14 protein-coding genes are annotated in these 16,441 nt (G+C 47.5%); 10 read left to right on the forward strand and 4 right to left on the reverse strand.

What is annotated here, in order from left to right:
• Positions 1-241: 241 nt before the first annotated feature.
• The 3 genes from SG35_RS13575 (at position 242) to rdrB (ending at position 6,314) form a co-directional block, all read left to right on the forward strand.
• Positions 242-1,003, forward strand: coding sequence for a hypothetical protein (locus SG35_RS13575; protein ID WP_044832741.1), 762 nt, complete (start codon positions 242-244; stop codon positions 1,001-1,003).
• A gap of 164 nt (positions 1,004-1,167) precedes the next feature.
• Positions 1,168-3,828 carry a P-loop NTPase fold protein gene (locus SG35_RS13580; RefSeq protein WP_044832742.1) on the forward strand — a complete coding sequence of 887 codons (2,661 nt, stop codon included), beginning with the start codon at positions 1,168-1,170 and terminating at the stop codon, positions 3,826-3,828.
• A gap of 2 nt (positions 3,829-3,830) precedes the next feature.
• Entirely contained in the window at positions 3,831-6,314 is a 2,484-nt protein-coding gene (gene rdrB, locus SG35_RS13585) for an antiviral RADAR system adenosine deaminase RdrB (protein WP_044832743.1), read from the forward strand.
• Positions 6,315-6,338: 24 nt separating this feature from the next.
• Here rdrB and SG35_RS13590 read toward each other — a convergent pair whose 3' ends face one another.
• Positions 6,339-6,791 (reverse strand): type 2 periplasmic-binding domain-containing protein, encoded by a 453-nt coding sequence (locus SG35_RS13590; RefSeq protein WP_044832744.1) that lies wholly within the window; start codon positions 6,789-6,791, stop codon positions 6,339-6,341.
• A 20-nt stretch (positions 6,792-6,811) separates the two neighbouring features.
• Here SG35_RS13590 and SG35_RS13595 point away from each other — a divergent pair, with 20 nt between their 5' ends.
• From SG35_RS13595 to SG35_RS13610, 4 genes are all read left to right on the forward strand, one after another.
• The gene (locus SG35_RS13595) at positions 6,812-6,976 is read left to right on the forward strand and encodes a hypothetical protein (RefSeq protein WP_160298290.1); all 165 of its coding nucleotides are present in this window, start codon (positions 6,812-6,814) and stop codon (positions 6,974-6,976) included.
• A gap of 236 nt (positions 6,977-7,212) precedes the next feature.
• On the forward strand, positions 7,213-8,217 hold the full coding sequence (locus SG35_RS13600) for a hypothetical protein (protein ID WP_044832745.1): 1,005 nt from the start codon (positions 7,213-7,215) through the stop codon (positions 8,215-8,217).
• A gap of 66 nt (positions 8,218-8,283) precedes the next feature.
• On the forward strand, positions 8,284-8,997 hold the full coding sequence (locus SG35_RS13605; RefSeq protein ID WP_084692726.1) for a response regulator: 714 nt from the start codon (positions 8,284-8,286) through the stop codon (positions 8,995-8,997).
• Positions 8,998-9,027: 30 nt separating this feature from the next.
• The gene (locus tag SG35_RS13610) at positions 9,028-10,350 is read left to right on the forward strand and encodes an ATP-binding protein (protein ID WP_053043017.1); all 1,323 of its coding nucleotides are present in this window, start codon (positions 9,028-9,030) and stop codon (positions 10,348-10,350) included.
• On the opposite strand, the gene SG35_RS13615 is transcribed toward SG35_RS13610, so the two are convergent.
• A complete protein-coding gene (locus SG35_RS13615) occupies positions 10,325-10,657 on the reverse strand; it encodes a hypothetical protein (protein ID WP_152646609.1) in 333 nt (110 codons plus the stop codon). The genes SG35_RS13610 and SG35_RS13615 overlap by 26 nt on opposite strands.
• Before the next feature lie 354 nt (positions 10,658-11,011).
• On the opposite strand from SG35_RS13615, the gene SG35_RS13620 reads away from it, so the two are divergent.
• Entirely contained in the window at positions 11,012-11,707 is a 696-nt protein-coding gene (locus tag SG35_RS13620; RefSeq protein WP_152646610.1) for a hypothetical protein, read from the forward strand.
• Positions 11,708-11,756: 49 nt separating this feature from the next.
• Here SG35_RS13620 and ansA read toward each other — a convergent pair whose 3' ends face one another.
• Together ansA and sppA are read right to left on the reverse strand one after the other, a co-directional pair.
• Positions 11,757-12,767: an asparaginase gene (gene ansA, locus SG35_RS13625; protein ID WP_044832748.1), complete on the reverse strand. Its 1,011-nt coding sequence runs from the start codon at positions 12,765-12,767 to the stop codon at positions 11,757-11,759.
• Positions 12,768-12,863: 96 nt separating this feature from the next.
• Positions 12,864-14,723 carry a signal peptide peptidase SppA gene (gene sppA / locus SG35_RS13630; protein ID WP_044832749.1) on the reverse strand — a complete coding sequence of 620 codons (1,860 nt, stop codon included), beginning with the start codon at positions 14,721-14,723 and terminating at the stop codon, positions 12,864-12,866.
• Between the two features lie 234 nt (positions 14,724-14,957).
• On the opposite strand from sppA, the gene SG35_RS13635 reads away from it, so the two are divergent.
• Complete coding sequence (locus SG35_RS13635; protein WP_044832750.1) at positions 14,958-15,662, forward strand: HvfX family Cu-binding RiPP maturation protein; 705 nt, start codon at positions 14,958-14,960, stop codon at positions 15,660-15,662.
• A gap of 131 nt (positions 15,663-15,793) precedes the next feature.
• The gene (locus SG35_RS13640; protein ID WP_044832751.1) at positions 15,794-16,357 is read left to right on the forward strand and encodes an NAD(P)H nitroreductase; all 564 of its coding nucleotides are present in this window, start codon (positions 15,794-15,796) and stop codon (positions 16,355-16,357) included.
• Positions 16,358-16,441: the final 84 nt, after the last annotated feature.

Here is a 16,441-nt window from a genome sequence, read left to right on the forward strand (position 1 = left end):
CTCGGCGAATTAATAGGCAAATTTTCTGATATGCCATTCAAGAGGTTGTTTTAAATCCAGTTTCCTTCTGATTTGTTTGACAAATGAAGCGAACTCCTGCACTTTGTTGACGGCTGCCTCTTTTGTCTGGCGTATGGCTTAAGGGATATTGAGTTATTTTATTTATCAAGCCAAAGCGCTTTTGAATAAGAGCCAGTGTTCGACAGTGTTTACAATAAGAAATTATAAAATCGGAAGTTAGATGGAATCGATAATCAAAGAGAAAATACTCAGTTTTGAAAAGCCTAAAGTAGATAATTATATTAAGCATTTAATAACAAGAAGGGTCGGAACTTTCAGCTTAATTATCGGTGTTGTCAGCTTGTTTTTGGTTGTGGCTCAAAAACTGGCCTGGGCAGATTGGGATATTTTAACCGCCTATTCCTATGAAGGATTGAAAACAGGTTTATTGATATCGTGGTTTTTTCTTTTTTTCATTAGTTTGTTGTTAAGAGTTGTCAGCATTTCAACACTGAACAGTTACCGTGATTGTGATAAGAAAAACAGGGCTGGTTTGGATGAGGCATTAACATCTGCCGCTAAGCAATATCAGGCGCTCAGGAACAAGCTTGCTGCTGAGCTTAACGCTTTAATCGCCATTAGCTTTGGGCTTATCCTCATTTTGTTGCTGATCACCAGCAGCGAAAATGCCTGTCCGGTTATCGCCGCTATCGCCTTGGCGGCTTTTATCATTAGCTATTTTATCAATAAGCAACAGGGTTATACCCGGGGCTGGTCACGTTATGAAAAAACACAGCAGTTATTACACTTGCTGTTGTGGGAATTTGAGCAAGTGCCCGGCTTATATTCCGGACTTAACAAAGACAAAAGAATGGCAGAGCTTCATGAGAAATATGTGCGGATCATTGAAAATCAAATTCATGCACGCCAGCGGGATATTATCGGCGATTATCTTTCGACGAATGATGCCGCTTTTAGCTGGGTTAAGAGCCTGAAGAAGTAGGCGTTTTCCCGTACAAGCCGATGCCGTGACTGATGCCTGAGATAGCATTTATAATGAGGTTGAAACGGCATCGGCTTCCTGAAATGATATTGTCAGTTTTTTATTACTTAGGGCGATTGCCCGATTAAGTAGTGATTAAATAAAAAGAATAAGGAACAACAAGGATGGCGCAACAACCCAACCTGATTTTAGATGTAAGTTCGGCGGAATATTCCGGGGAATATAAAGATAAAAACCAGCGCTGGCAGCGCCGTGCCTATGAGCTGGCTGTTGATAATATCAATGCCCTGGTGGAGGAAAGCCGCAGTATTATCGCCCAGACCCAGGGCAAACTTGATAAAACCTTACCGCGTATTCACGACGCCATTTTTATCTCCGGCAGCCGCGGCACGGGGAAAACCGTGTTTTTGTATAACCTGGAGCAGGAATGGCAACATACCGGCGGGCTGAATAATAAAGATAGGGTCACTTTTCTCAACATTATCGACCCGACCTTGTTGGTGAGCCACGACAACTTTGTCAATGTGGTGATTGCCCATATCCATAACTATGTACACCAGAAAATAACTAAACTTGAAGACAAGCAAACTTACCAGAAGCTCTTGGGACGGTTGGCGGAATCGCTGGGGCAGACCGAATATAATAACCGTGAGGTCAGCGGTTTAGACCGTATTATCAGTTATCAGTCGTCGATGGATTTAGAGAAAAACTTTCATCTCTATCTTGAGCATTGCTGTGCCTGTTTGAACATAGATGTCTTTGTGCTGCCGGTGGATGATGTTGATATGGCGTTGGGCAAGGCCCATGACGTGTTGGAAACCATACGTCGCCTCTTGTCCTGCCCGCGGCTTATTCCCATTGTTTGCGGCGACGAGAATATCTACCATCAGGTACTTAGGGATTATTTTGCCTACTCGGGCAATGAAGGGTACGAGCACCGTAAACCTTTGGCCGGCAGTACCTATGCCGAGCATTTGTCAATGCAATACTGGCGTAAAGTGTTTCCCGAACATCTGCGGGTCGGTCTGGTCGATGTCGAATTTTTGATCCCGGATATTGAGATCACCGGCATCGGCGAGCAAAAGCTCACGCCGGGGGCATTTTTTAAAGCAGTCAACAGCCTGACCAGTCCGCTGGTTAATGGCCTGGAAAACAGCCATCCCCTAAAAGAGCCCGATACCTCAAGGAAACTGGTGCAGTTTGCCAAGAACTTTGCCGTTTATGTTAACCCGGATAAAAAATCGGCGGCGATAGCAAACTTCTGGTCGGACTATGTCCGCTATGCGGAAAGTTCACGTTTTGCCCAGGGCTATTTGCTGGCGGATGCGGAGATAAAAGTTAAAGCGGGTATCGAGCGCTTAAGCGAACTGGCGCTGTTTAATGTCGAGCTGCAAAGCAAGCTCGGCCGCCATAAGCAGGGCTTTAAAAAACTGGACTATTTTGGCCAGCTGCAAAAAGAATTTAAGCTGTTGCTCAATTATGACGATTACCAGGCAGGCAGGGAAGTGGCCAAATGGCAGGAAGGGCAACTCGATGCTTTGAGCTCTCGCCAGGACAGTCTTGCCAATACCCTGATTGCCATGCCGGCTATCGAAGTGTTCCGTGAAAGCTATATTATTTCTCAGGCATCTATTGATGATATGGAACGCAACCTGGAAGAGCAACAGGCCAAGCGAAATGCCTACCTGTTGCTGGATTTATTCACCCATAGCGATTTTTACGGTACTTCCGCTTATAAGGCCAAGCAGATCTTTTTCGGTAAGGCATTTGAAGTTTTTGCTTTAAGCCTGCTCAGTGACTCTACCGGGCAAACGGTTTCCGGCAGCTGGATAAAAAAAGTGCTTAACGGTAAACCGCTTAACTCAATACACTTTGTTGCGCCGACAAAAACCTTTGATTTCCCCGATGAGGATACCGCTACATCGGGTGAAGAGGGAGCTGATGAGGTGACAAACGATGAAATGGCGCTGTCATACAGCAGCGATCATCAAGGGTTTGCCGAGGCGATATCAGCCTGGCAGCAACAATATCAAAGCGAATTGGCCAGTGCCCGAAACGCCGGTTTATGCCACTTGTTGTCGTTTGTTTTTAACAAGGTTTTTAATCAGCTGGTACAGATGCGAGTAAACAATGTTTTTCGCAAAAAAGCCGGCAAGCCAGATAATCTGTTTCATATTGCCAAACGGTTTGAGTTTGTGCTGTTAACTTCCATTGGCGCGTTTTTAAAGGACAAGGGCGATGTGGCGCTGCAAAATACTGCAACCACTTCAAACAATGAGTTTTTGATGACGCCCCAGGGCAAGGCCAGTGACCGGGCCTATAAACTTAATGTCACCGATTTTATCCATGATACCAGCAATAGCTATGGCGATTTAATGATGGCGATTTGTGAGCATCCGCTGTTTAAATTAACCGATGTTTATCTGCCTGATATGAAAGAAACCTTAACGGTAGGGGGCAAGCTTGATGACAGCACTAAACCGCCCAGGAGAAGGGGCAGGAGAAAAACGTTTGTATCATCAGAGAATATCGATGATAACAAGCAACCTCTTTCGTCGTCTAATATCCGGGATTTTATCCGGGGTATCACAACATCAAGAGAACTGGTTGCAGCGCTGAATAGTTACCCTAAAGGTTTACTGATGCATCTAACCAAAGGACAGCTGGCCGGGAGCTTTGATAATGATTATCGGGAGATGGCGGATTATTTACGGAATTTGATCAAGATTATCAGCAAAGAAGAAAACCTGAAAAAAAGCGAACGCGATCGTTTTGAAAGACTGCAGGATTGGTTTATAGACTTTGGAAGAAAAGCCGGTAGCTGATTATGTTAAACAATTCACTGGAAAATACCGCCAGGGCCAGTTTGTTAAATTCCGATCGCTGGCTTTACCACCTGCTGACAGACGATATGCCCTTTAGCGATGCGCAACAAGTCGCCCATAACGGTTTAACGGATAAATTGCTGGCAGCACATCGCCGTGATGATATCGAAAAAGTGATGGCGGGACTGGCAACTTCCTGGCATAAAAACTATTCGCTGACGTATCTTAATCAGTGGCAGGAAAGGTTTTTGTTGTGGCAGGGGAACCGCTTTGAAGTGGCCAAACCCTATCTGGATGAATGGCTGGCGCTGTGCTCGATTATTGATCCTACCCTGGTATTGGGCTGGGGTTATGCGCAAAAGCTGTGGCATGATAACTTAAGTCCGCACCAGTTGGCCGGGCTTGAGCAATGTATGCAGGGGCTGAGCGGGCAAAGGCACCTTGCTTTTGCCGATAACCATGCCCATATCGGCGGCCACGGCAGCCAGCGGCAGGCCTTTGTCGATTTTTCCTTTGAGGCCTTTGATACTTCAAAACAGCATTTTAACTGGCCGAGCCTGCACGAATACCGCTTTATCAGCGCCGGGCAAGTTAATGTCGCCGACTTGCCGAGGATGCAGCATGCCTTGTTCTGTTTTCTGGTAGAGGCGCTGATCTGGGGGGATGACAGTGAAAGGCAAGCACTAAACCTGCATGATCAGATGCAAATGCGCTATACCAATGCCAGTTTGTCTGCTTTGCTCAAACAGTCCGGCGAACAGAATGTGCCGCTGTCTCTGCTGGCGCGCGCGGTAAATTGCGATACCGATAAGTCGGCGCTGTTGATCTGGTCGGCGTTGTTTTATGCCGAGCGCTACCTGGAAGTGTCCGGCAATTGGCGTACCAGCTTTCGTGCCTATATTCATGTCAGCCAGATCCTCAGAACCGGTATGATACATAAAGGGCTGGGGCTGAGTTACTTCACCGAATTTTTCCGTTTTAATGCCAGAAAAGGCCGCAGCGGCACAAAATATGGCCGTTACGCCCTGACCACAGATTTAAACAGCAAAGTCTACCGGGAATTTAAGGTGGCGCCGTCTTTTATCAACCAAAGAAGGTTATCCCGGCTGCATGAGAAACTTGCCAAATCGGGATTTGAGCACAATATCCAGTTTTGTATCCACTTTACCCGCAGCGGCCGGGGCGGGGATAAATTGCAGCGGGAAAAGCGCCTGTCTTTAAAACAGGAATGCCAGCAGCTGGTGACGCTATTTTCCTCCTACGGCGCACAAAATTTTGCCGTAGATAACAAGTTGTTTGCTGCGGATGACGGCAAAACGGTGAACCTGTTGAACCTGGTGCGCGGCCTGGATGTCGCCGGTAATGAAAACCAGGTGAAAATTGAAGTGTTTGCACCGTCGTTAAGGTATTTGCGCGCCAGTCCCTGGAAAAACCCTTATCCGCTTTATCGCCCGCAGCGCAGGTTACACTTGAGTATCCATTGCGGGGAAGACTTTGATCACTTGCTATCCGGCTTACGCCATATCGATGAAACCGTCTCTTTTTGCGAGTTCGGCGAAGGGGACAGGTTAGGACATGCCCTGGCGCTTGGCATAGCGCCGCAGGCGTGGGCCAAACGGCATGACAGCGTGAGGATCAAAGCCGGTGAACACCTGGATAACCTGGTGTGGTTATATCATCAGGTGGTCACGTTATCCCTTAGGCTGCCTCAGATCCTGCCTTTTGCCAACACCTTGGAGGTCAGGGCGCGTAAGTGGTGTCGGCATATTTACGGTGAAAGTTATGATCTCACCACTTTATATACCGCCTGGCAGTTAAGGCGCAATTGCCCGTTAAGCTTTATGGAGTCGATGCACAGCCCGCTCAATCCGGGGTATTTACCGGACTTTGTTGACGGCAAAGAAAGAGATCAAACGGCGATCAAGCTCTGGCGGCACTATTTTACCAGCGCCCATTTAGTGAAAAAGGGGGAAACTAACCCCTTTGAGCAAACAGTGCTGCTGCGCCATGTCGAGCAGCATCATCCCGATGCCCAAACCCAAGTCTTGCAGGGACAGGATTATTTTACCCCGGATGAGCTGGACTGGCTCGGCGCCATTCAGGATCAGCTGATGCATCAATATGATGATCAAGGCATTACCATAGAAGCCTGTCCGAGCTCAAATATTTATATCGGCCATTTTGATTGTTTCAGCCAGCACCCGTTATTTCGCTGGGCGCCGCCGCTTGAGGCCTTGCTTGACAAAGACAGGGAATTTAACCGTTTCGGTTTACGCAAGGGACCGGTACGTTTTTGTGTTAATACCGATGATGCCGGTTTGTTTCCCACCACCATAGCCAATGAGCACAGGATTTTAAAGGAAGTGGCTATCCGTCATTTTGATGCCTCTACCCAGGTGGCAGATGCCTGGATAGCGCGTATTCGCAACATAGGGCTGGAAGAATTCCGGCGCAACCAGGAGGCGGTAAAGGTGGCCGAAACTTAAGTCGGCACAGCATGCTAACTGGGCTTAGAGGTAATGGAGCAGCCAGGGACCGGCTTTTACCTGTCCGTAAATAACCGAGCTGAGTACTAAAGTGACTAATAAAAAAAGTTTGCGGTAATGGCTTTTCATTTTATTCCCCGTATTGTTGTTATCTGCCTTCGATAACGGCTGTCGGCTGCTTTGGTTGACACAGCGGCAGAAAATAGCGGCATGATAGCCGATGCATGTCTTGAGCCATGTGAGTTTAGCCGCCAGCTCAGCTATTTGATTGCGAAACCATAGATGGCCGGGATCATGATGTTTAAGCGGTCCCCATATCATGCTGATATCAAAAGGCGCCAGTGTCAGCGGCGGCGGGGGAGATTTAACTTTTTTATGGTCGGTACAGCTCAACGCCAGGCGTTTGGTCATGGTGGTTATCATTTGGCTGGATTCGACTAATGTTACCGGGGTGGTAAACAAATGGCTGGCCAGCATGATTTCCCGGGTATGGCCTAATGCTGTCAGTGCTTTATCTGCTACCGATCGACCGCTGTCATGGGGCGGGCATGAAGCATATCGGTTTTTCCGCGCCATCTACAGACTTTGTCTACCGGCTACAAAAGCAAATACAGGTGGCGGGCTTTGAGGTGCCCGAAGTGCAGGACTTTAATGGCGCCTAGGCGCTATTTATGAAAGACGATGATGGCATACGTTTTGAGATCACTTATTATTCCCCCGGTGTTGCCGTAGTAGATTGATAGCCTGAGCCACAAGCTGTCAGCAGCAAGTTCTTGCACCAGGAAGCGGGTCTATTGGCAAATGTAACGGTTTTCGTTACAAAGCTGTACCTATTGGTGCTATTGTCATTTTTGGGGAAAATTCATAATGGCGTCAATTATTCGTTTAGGAAGTCATTATGAAAAAATTAATCCCTTTGGTCGTTATCACGACTATGATGCTGCAGGCGTGCGGCGGCTCTGGTTCAAAGTCCGGGACGGTTGTTGGTGAAAATAAAGCTGTCGAGGTACATCATATCCAGGTGCAGGATATACCGGCCTATGTCGAAACATTTAAACAACAGCAGGCACAGCTACAGCTGCAATTTGACGGCCGGCAATCTGCTCTCAGTTTTATTGATATGTCTGTTGAGAACAAGTTTATTTTGGCAAAGTATTCGGCAGGTCTCGTGAGAATAGGCTTTGATCTTAATGAAGAAAAGCCGGTAAGCGAGCTGATTTTTATGGAAGGGGATACCAGCGATCTGGAGAACTTTGAGACCACCCGGCTGTTGCAGGGGACGGCCATTGAAGTAGCAGCAGACGATGATAATTATATTTACACCGGCTTGGCTGTGGATACGCAAACACAAAACAGTTACCCGGTTCGGCTTGTTTTTAATGAATCCCTGATTTCCGGCGGCAGCAGCACTTTAGTGCTTGAAGGTGATCGGATGACAATCTCAGGTACTTTAGGCACGCAAACTTATATCGATATGCAGGAGATGCTGAATAGCCATACGGTAAGCACCCTGGTTTTTGACAGTGTTGACGGTTCGGTCAATGACGCTATCAATATGCACACCGGCCGTTTGATTCGTCAAGCGGGGTTAACCACCTTGATGCCTGCCGACGGCGAGGCATATTCCGGCGGTGTTGATTTATTTGCTGCCGGTGTTGAAAGAAAATATCAGACCGGCGGTAAGCTGGGCGTACATTCATGGTGCTGCAGCGCAGGCAAACCTGCTAACGAGCTGGGCGAGGATCATGAAGCACATGGCGCACAATTGACCTATTTCAGGGAAATGATGGGAGCAGAAAAAGGACCGAAGTTTTACTTTTATACCATTAATGCTGCGCCCTTTAACGGTGTGCATATCATGAGTGAAGCAGAGCTGAGCCAATATGATTTAGTTACAGATTAACCGCTGTAGATACTTGATTATGTTATATAATAGAGTTCACTCCTGTTAGAGCGGACTCTGTTATTTGTGAAAGAAAGTGTTACCCTGGTTGAAGATGACGAGAAAATGGCGTCATTGCTGCAAAGTTATTTTCAAGGTTTTGGTTTTAGCGTTAATGTTATCACCAGTGGCTGTGAGGCTGCGGGACAAATTCTGGCAGATCCGCCGTCGATTGTGATCTTGGATCTGATGTTGCCGGGACAGGACGGTTTGTCGATTTGCCGTAATATCCGGGAAAAATACAGCGGCAAGATTTTGATCTTAACGGCTACCGGCGATGATATGGATCAGGTGGCGGCCCTGGAAATGGGCGCCGATGACTTTGTCCATAAGCCCATTCAACCCCGGGTGTTGCTGGCGCGGGTTCGCATGCTGTTAAGGCGTCAGGATAACCTTCAACAGGCAAGCAGCGGCGAGCTGGCAGCAAGTGACAAGGTGCTGGCATTTGGCCGATTGTGGATTAATGCTTCCCTGCAAAGGTGCAAGCTTGGTGAAGACGTTGTGCCGTTAACCCCTTCGGAGTTCTTAATTCTTTGGGCCCTGGCTAGTCAGGCGGAAACTGTGCTCTCGCGCGAGCAATTGCTGCAAGTGTTATCCGGACTTGAATATGACGGCCTTAACCGGACCATAGATAATAAAATTGCCCAACTGAGAAAAAAGCTTAATGACGATGCCAGCCGCCCCAAAGGTATTATTACCGTACGCGGCAAAGGCTATCTTTTTGTCCCCGACTACTGGTAACAACAAGCATAAGGTTAACCGGATAAGCAGATGACCCGATTATTTATCTCCCTGTATATGGGGATTTTGGCGACGTTTATGGTGTTTATTCTGGTCGCTCACCTGATCAATACCTTTTTGATCATAGATATTGAGAATATTATCGATGCCGAGCAGTTTAGTGCCGAAGTTGCTTTACTGGAACGCCTTGATGCCCATATCAGCAGACAGGAGCGTGAACAACTGATAGCGCAGATCGCTGAAAAAAATCAGCTGGTGATAGAACAAGTGGCGCAAAAGGAGATCCCGGAAACGATCCTCGCGCAACTTAACCAACACCCGGTTTGGTTTGACGATGACGAATATAATTATTTTAAGGCCTTTACCCCGGTGCTATATTATCGTCTCGGGGAAGATGAAAACCATGAGTTGCTGCTTATCGATGACGACGTTGGTATGGCTATTTTTATTGCTTTTATTGTCTTTATTGCCCTCAATTGCTTTATTTGGCTATACGGTTTGCACAGGAAGCTGCGCTACCTGGAAAATACTGCCGATAAAATCAGCCGGGGCCAGCTGGATCAGCGGGCACCGACCAAAAAAAGCCTTACTGTCGGGCGACTTAATCTCAGGTTTAATGAAATGGCCGAGCGTATCGAACAATTGCTGCTCGGACATAAACGTTTGACTCAGGCGGTTGCCCACGAGTTGCGCTCGCCGCTGTTCAGGCTGCAACTGCAAATTGATTTGCTCGAGCATGCCAGTGAAGAAGACAGGCAAGCACATTTGCGCAGTCTGGAAGAAGATGTTTTTCAGCTGGATGAACTGGTGGATGAATTCCTCGAATACGGAAAAATGCAGCGCTCGGAGCTGGTGTTAAAAAATGAGCCGGTTTTAATCACCCCGTTTGTTGAAGCTTTGTGTGAGAATCTGGCCATTGAAGCCCGGAGCAGAGAAAGCCAGGAGGATGAAAAACCGGGCAAAGATAATGCCCCGCCGATAATGCTGGAGATCACCACAGGGTCCGATACCCGGCTCCTGGCCGATAAGGGAAAATTAAGCCGCGCCCTGAATAACCTGATCCGCAACGCGATAAAATACGGCAAAAAGCAGATAAAGCTTAAAGTTTACTGCCAGCAAGATTCCCTGGTCTTTAGCGTTGAAGACGACGGTGAGGGCATACCCGAGCAATACCGGGAGAAAATTTTTCAGCCTTACTTCAGACTCAGTGGTAAAAACCATCACCGGGTGTCAGGTTATGGCCTGGGGCTGACCATTTGCCGGGAAATTGCTGCGCTGCATAAGGGGGATTTGCGGGTGGAACAAAGTGATGTTGGCGGAGCTGCTTTTAAGCTGGCCATCCCTTTGGATTAATGTCCCAATCCGGGGCATTAGTCATGGCCGGGGGGAGCGCCTGAAAATCCCTGAGCATGGCTTCGGCAACGGTTTTATTGAGTATGATCAAATCCGGCCTGCCGCCAAGCAATATTTTGATCAGCTGGAAATCGGTTTTCGCTTCGTGTGTCTTAAAATGGTATTGCCTGGCGGCGTGGTGGAAAGCCTGCCCGTAATAAAAACCTGATGATAACCCCAGAATATGGTTTTTTAGATCTTGCCAGTTGTGCCATTCAAATGCAGTTGCTGACCTGGCCGGTGAATAAATATAAAAAGGCTCGGACAAAAATGCGTTGCTGCACAGGGCATATTGCTGCCTATGGCCAGGGTTATTTTTCCGTTTGCTCCGGTTTACCGGCAATGACCTGACAGCAAAGCCCGGTAATGAGCATTGAAAGAATCATTAACGGCTTTTGCGTCATGCACCTGCTCTTTATTGTTGCCATCCCGTTTCCCCATCTTATGTTAAACAGACGTTACAGAACATAATTTGTAATCCGGCAGGTAAAAATGATTTGTCGATAACGGCGGTGCTTTATATTTGTTGAGCTCAGGCACAGGGCTTACCGGAAAGAAGCCAGGAAAAAAGCTGGCTGTTACTCCATACTAGATGGGAAATGTTCTTGATGCGGGGGGAGCAATGAGCAAATCCAGGTTAATACTGTTGTTTTTTTTGATGATGCCGGTGTTAACTTTACCGGCACAGGAAACCTGGAAGATAACTTCTTTGAACTGGCAGCCATATTCCGGCGCCGAACTTGCCAATCAAGGGCATTCTATTGAAAAGTTAAAGCAGATACTGCAACAGGCCGGTATCATGCTGGAGGTTGAATTTTATCCCTGGAACCGTGCTAAATTATTGGCGCAAAAGAATAAAGAATATGTTGGCGCCTTTCCCGTGTGGCCTGAAGATATTTTTGACAAGGCGCTCATTTCACTTGCGGTTGACTGGTCGGAAATCGCCGTGCTTAAACGTGCCGGTACCCGGATAAGTTTTAACAGTGTTGATGAGTTGTTTAGAAAATATTCCGTAGGTGTAGTCAGCACCTATATTTATCCCAAGGTTGTGATGGAGGCGATGAAAAAATACCCGCATCACAGCGATGGTTCATCGAATGAAATGACCTTGCTGAAAAAGCTCGAAACTGGCCGTGACGAGGTGGCCATTACCGACCCTAAAGTGATGTTGTATCTGGCGACCGAGCAGGGGATTGATAATATTGAATATGTAAAAAAAATTATGGATAAAGAGCTGGTTGTCGCGTTTCGGGATGACGAAGAAAACAGGAAACGTTTACAAGTATTGAATAACTTGCTGCGGCAGCAGAAAAATTAGCTATTGCCGTATCAATCGGGCAATAGCCAATTTTTTCTGGTTTTCAGGGTTATTCGTTAACCAGTTCGCCGCGCAGGTCTTGCTGCATCAAATGACAAACCTGGTGGTAATCATGTCCCTGGCTCAGCAGGTAATGTAATTTGGTTAATGCCGCTTCTAAGGTCATATCATAACCTGAGATCACACTGCACTGGCTTAATGCAGAGCCTGTGGCATAGCCGCCCATATTTACTGTGCCTTTAGTACACTGGCTGATATTGACGATCACTATGCCTTGCTCGCTGGCTTTTTTCAGACAGGCCAGCAGCTCGGGATCTTGCGGGGCATTCCCGACACCGTAACTCCTTAAGATCAGCGCCTTGACCGGTTGCTTGATGACATTGGCCACCAGCTCTGCACTGATCCCCGGATATAAATGGATCACACCTACCGGCTGTGGTGTGATCGCGCTTAATTTCAGCGGCTGGTGCGGCTTATGCTCAACCTTGCCGGCAATCACCCGGATATTGATGCCTGCTTCAAGCAGCGGCGGCATGTTAGGAGAGTCGAAGGCATTAAAGCCGTCGGCATAGGCCTTGATACTGCGGTTGCCGCGAAACAGCTTGTTGTTGAAGAACAAGCCAACTTCACTGATCGGATAATTGGCGGCGATATACAAAGCATTAAGCAAATTGACCTGGCCGTCGGATCTTAACTGGCTTAACGGGATCTGCGAGCCGGTCACAATTACCGGCTTGGTCAGGTTCTCAAACATAAACGACAGCGCCGAGCTGGTATAGGCCATGGTATCTGTGCCGTGCAGAACGACGAAGCCATCATAGTCATCGTAGTGGTCGCGGATATCTTCGGCGATACGTTGCCAGTCGCCGGGCGCCATATTGGAAGAGTCGATCAGCGGCTGGTATTCGTGAATAACAAAATCGGGCATTTCATCCCGCTGAAATTCCGGGGTTTGCTTAATAAACTCGGTTAAATGGCCTTTAACCGGGACATAACCCTGGCTGCTTTCTTTCATTCCTATGGTACCGCCGGTGTAGGCGACATAAATACGTTTTTTCATATGGCTTGGCTGTTTATATGTCAATAAAGGAAAGGGTAAAAAGCCCCGCTAAGCGGGGCAGTAGTGTAATGTCTGACTGCGGCTTGGCCGGGCGGGCTAATAAGCCTCGCAGGTTAAACAGAAAGAATAAATGCCCTGGGGATCATTAAACTGGTTTAACCGGGTGAGTTCACCGCGCATTTTACCGATAAATTGCGCCACCGGACCTGAATTTGCTGCCGGCTCAGTGCCGATCAGCGTAAGGGCATTGCCCAGCAGGTTTTGCATGAAAATTTCCTGCGGCGTCAGCTCTTTTTCTATCAACAGGGTATCGTAATTGTCTAATCCGGCAATGCCTGCTGCGGCAGTAACGGCATCATCCAGATCACCCAGTTCATCCACCAGGCCCAGCTCTTTGGCCCTTGCGCCTGACCAGACACGGCCCTGGGCGATTTCATCGATTTGCTCCACCGTCATGTTGCGACTGTCGGCGACCAGGGAAATAAAGTCCTTGTAGCCGCGGTCGATATTGAGCTGGAAGATTTGCGCCATGCCGTCGGTTAATGGCCGGGTCAGGCCGTAACCGGCGATGTCTGTGGTGCCGACGCCGTCGGTGTGGATGCCTAACTTGTCTAATGATTTTTCAAAGGTCATCATCAAACCGAAGATCCCGATTGAACCTGTGATGGTGGTGGGGGCAGCCATGATCTTATTGGCGGAAGCGGAAATCCAGTAACCTCCTGAGGCGGCATAGGTACCCATAGAAGCCACCACAGGTTTACCGGCGGCTTTTAACAGTTCGATTTCACGGCGGATAATTTCTGAGGCATAAGCACTGCCGCCCGGGCTGTCGACCCGTAAGACCACGGCTTTAACCTTGTCATTTTGACGGGCTTTGCGCAGCAACTTGGCGGTACTGTCGCCGCCGATAGTGCCCGGCGACTGGGTACCGTTTAATATGGTGCCTTTGGCAACCACAACAGCAATTTTGTCACTGCCCGGATTGGTGACAGGGAAAGGAGATTTAATGGCCGATAAATATTCCTTGAAGGTTACATGGCTATAGCTGTCGCCTGTGCTGTTTTCACCGGCAAGTTTGATCAGCTCATCACGCATTTGCTCGCGGGTTTTTAAGGCATCTACCCAGTGATTACTTAAGGCATATTCGGCAAAGTTGCCGTTGGCGGCTTTAAATTTAGTGACTAAGTCATCGATGCTTTCGTCAAAATTATCGACGCCGAATTTTCTTTGTTTGGCAACATCTTCTTTATAGCGACTCCAAAGATCGGTTAGCCATACCCGGTTGGCTTCTTTGGCGGCGGGAGACATGTCGTCGCGCATATAAGGTTCAACTGCGGATTTGTAGGTGCCGACGCGGAAGATATGTTGGCTGATGGACAACTTGTCCAGCGCCGATTTGAAGTACATCTGGTAGCGGCCATAACCGTCTAAAATCATCCAGCCTTTGGGATCGAGCCAGATATTGTTGGCGTGGCTGGCAAGGTAGTATTGGTCCTGGGTGTATTGATCCCCTAAGGCAATCACTTGCTTGCCCGAAGTTTTAAAATCGTCGATGGCTTTGGCGATATCGCTAAGCTTGGTTAAACCGGCGCGGTTCATATTTTGTAACTGTAAAACCAATACCGATACCCGGTCATCATTTTTTGCCTGGCTGATCACTTCCAGGATGTCGCTTAATAATACTTCGGGGTTTTCTTCCGGCTGGTTCATGGCTTCTGCCATAAAAGCGCTCATGGGATCGATTTCGCGTTTTTGCTCGACGATATCACCCTTGAGGTTTAATACCAGGGCGGTTTGCTTGGGGATCACAACTTTATCGCCGTCCTGGGAAATGGCGACGAAAAACAGCAACAGCAGGGTGAAGAACACAAGGTTAACGATAACCTTGCGCGAAATGTTGAGTACCCGCCATAGCGATAAACCCAAACGTTTGATTGTACCTGGACTTTGATTCATAAAATTCTAATCGGTTAAATTTCTAGTATAGTGCGTATGCTACTTAATCTTTTGACAGTTAAGTAGTCTATTTTGTAAATATTTTTAACGTTTTTTTATGAGAGCGGCTATCTTTGCTTAAGCAGGGATAAAAAGTTGATTAACTAGCTAAAAATAGCAGGGATGAAAGTATTTAGATTAATGCGGGTCTTATAAGCATCATTTATTAGAATTGTTACCGATAAAATTGCAATTATGAACCTATTTACCCTGTATCAAGATTTGCTAAAGAAACTGCCTGTTTTTGATGGTGTGCCGGCACTGTTAATTCGTTTGTACCTGGCCCCGGTGTTTATTATTGCCGGTTACAGTAAAACCCAGCTGGGTAATCCGGATGTGACCGGCCTGGCCAGTTTGGCCGCAGATCCCAATATTGTTGCCTGGTTCGGCAATGCCGACTGGGGCCTGGGCCTGCCATTTCCTGCCTTATTGGCAAACCTTGCCACCTGGACCGAGTTTTTCGGCGGCTGGTTGTTATTATTCGGTTTGTTGACCCGGTTAGTCTCCATTCCTTTGATGTTTACTATGATAGTGGCCGCTACCAGCGTGCATTTAGATAACGGCTGGTTTGCCATTACCCCCACCAACCCGGATACCAGCCCGGCAAAAGTACTTTCCTGGGTAGGGATTGAAGGTTCGCAGCAAAGCCTGGAGAACAGCCTTGAGGCGAAAAAACGCTTGGATCGCATGCGCGAGATTATTGACGACAACGGCAACCCTGACTGGTTATATGAAAAAGGCAATATCGTGGTGCTTAATAACGGCATTGAATTTGCGACGACCTACTTTATTATGCTGCTGGCCTTGTTCTTTATCGGGGCGGGGCGCTTTACCAGTATCGATTATTTCCTTAACCGCTCCCTGGCAGCAAAATATCGCCACCGGGAGTTATTAACTTAACGACACCAGGCAACATCACTTACTTTTATTGTAATGAGTGGCAGTAAATACCCCTGATATTTGCGGGTATTTTATTGCTATTTAATGGGGTACACTAGCGCCATAATATTAATGAGAATTATTACTAAGCTATGAATCAAGTACCCCAAGATGCTATTGAGTTATTGTTGCAGCGCCAGTCTAATCCTTTTCTTGAACAGCCGGCCCCGAATCAGGAGGATTTAGATAAAATTCTAACTGCCGCCATGCGCGTACCGGATCACGGCGGACTGGCACCCTGGCATTTTACCGTGATAGAAAACCAAGGCCTGGATAAGTTAAGTGATGTTTTAGTCAGCGCTGCCGTGGCGAAGAATGCCGAAGAGACAAAAGTAGCCAAGGCGAAAAAAATGCCGTACCGGGCGCCGATGATTATCGTTGTCAGCACAAAGTTTATTGAGCATAAGGTACCCGAGCAGGAGCAGTTGATTGCGGCAGGTTGTGCGGCCCATGCGATGCAGATGGCGGCCTTTGCCTTAGGTTATGGCGCTATGTGGCGTACCGGTGAATTCAGTTATAATGCCCAGGTTAAACAGGGGTTAAATATCAAATTAATAGATCAAATCGTTGGTTTCTTATATTTGGGCACAGAAAGTAAAACTTTACCGGCTAAGCCGGTGAAACCTTACCAGGACTTTGTCAGTTACTTGAAATAAGCGATATGCCCGAAGGGAATGGCGGACTGAGACTGTTAACATCCTCACAGTCCGCAACAATTATGCATAATTAAATAAACCTGT

The sequence above is a fragment of the Thalassomonas actiniarum genome, from assembly GCF_000948975.2.
GTDB lineage: Bacteria > Pseudomonadota > Gammaproteobacteria > Enterobacterales > Alteromonadaceae > Thalassomonas > Thalassomonas actiniarum.

Bases quoted from the DNA above. Each gene is read 5' to 3' on its own strand.
- SG35_RS13575 (WP_044832741.1), top strand. From the start codon at position 242: ATGGAATCGATAATCAAAGAGAAAATACTCAGTTTTGAAAAGCCTAAA.
- sppA (WP_044832749.1), bottom strand. From the start codon at position 14,723: ATGAATCAAAGTCCAGGTACAATCAAACGTTTGGGTTTATCGCTATGG.
- rdrB (WP_044832743.1), top strand. From the start codon at position 3,831: ATGTTAAACAATTCACTGGAAAATACCGCCAGGGCCAGTTTGTTAAAT.
- SG35_RS13590 (WP_044832744.1), bottom strand. From the start codon at position 6,791: ATGCTGGCCAGCCATTTGTTTACCACCCCGGTAACATTAGTCGAATCC.
- ansA (WP_044832748.1), bottom strand. From the start codon at position 12,767: ATGAAAAAACGTATTTATGTCGCCTACACCGGCGGTACCATAGGAATG.
- SG35_RS13600 (WP_044832745.1), top strand. From the start codon at position 7,213: ATGAAAAAATTAATCCCTTTGGTCGTTATCACGACTATGATGCTGCAG.
- SG35_RS13595 (WP_160298290.1), top strand. From the start codon at position 6,812: ATGCTGTCAGTGCTTTATCTGCTACCGATCGACCGCTGTCATGGGGCG.
- SG35_RS13580 (WP_044832742.1), top strand. From the start codon at position 1,168: ATGGCGCAACAACCCAACCTGATTTTAGATGTAAGTTCGGCGGAATAT.
- SG35_RS13620 (WP_152646610.1), top strand. From the start codon at position 11,012: ATGAGCAAATCCAGGTTAATACTGTTGTTTTTTTTGATGATGCCGGTG.
- SG35_RS13640 (WP_044832751.1), top strand. From the start codon at position 15,794: ATGAATCAAGTACCCCAAGATGCTATTGAGTTATTGTTGCAGCGCCAG.
- SG35_RS13610 (WP_053043017.1), top strand. From the start codon at position 9,028: ATGACCCGATTATTTATCTCCCTGTATATGGGGATTTTGGCGACGTTT.
- SG35_RS13635 (WP_044832750.1), top strand. From the start codon at position 14,958: ATGAACCTATTTACCCTGTATCAAGATTTGCTAAAGAAACTGCCTGTT.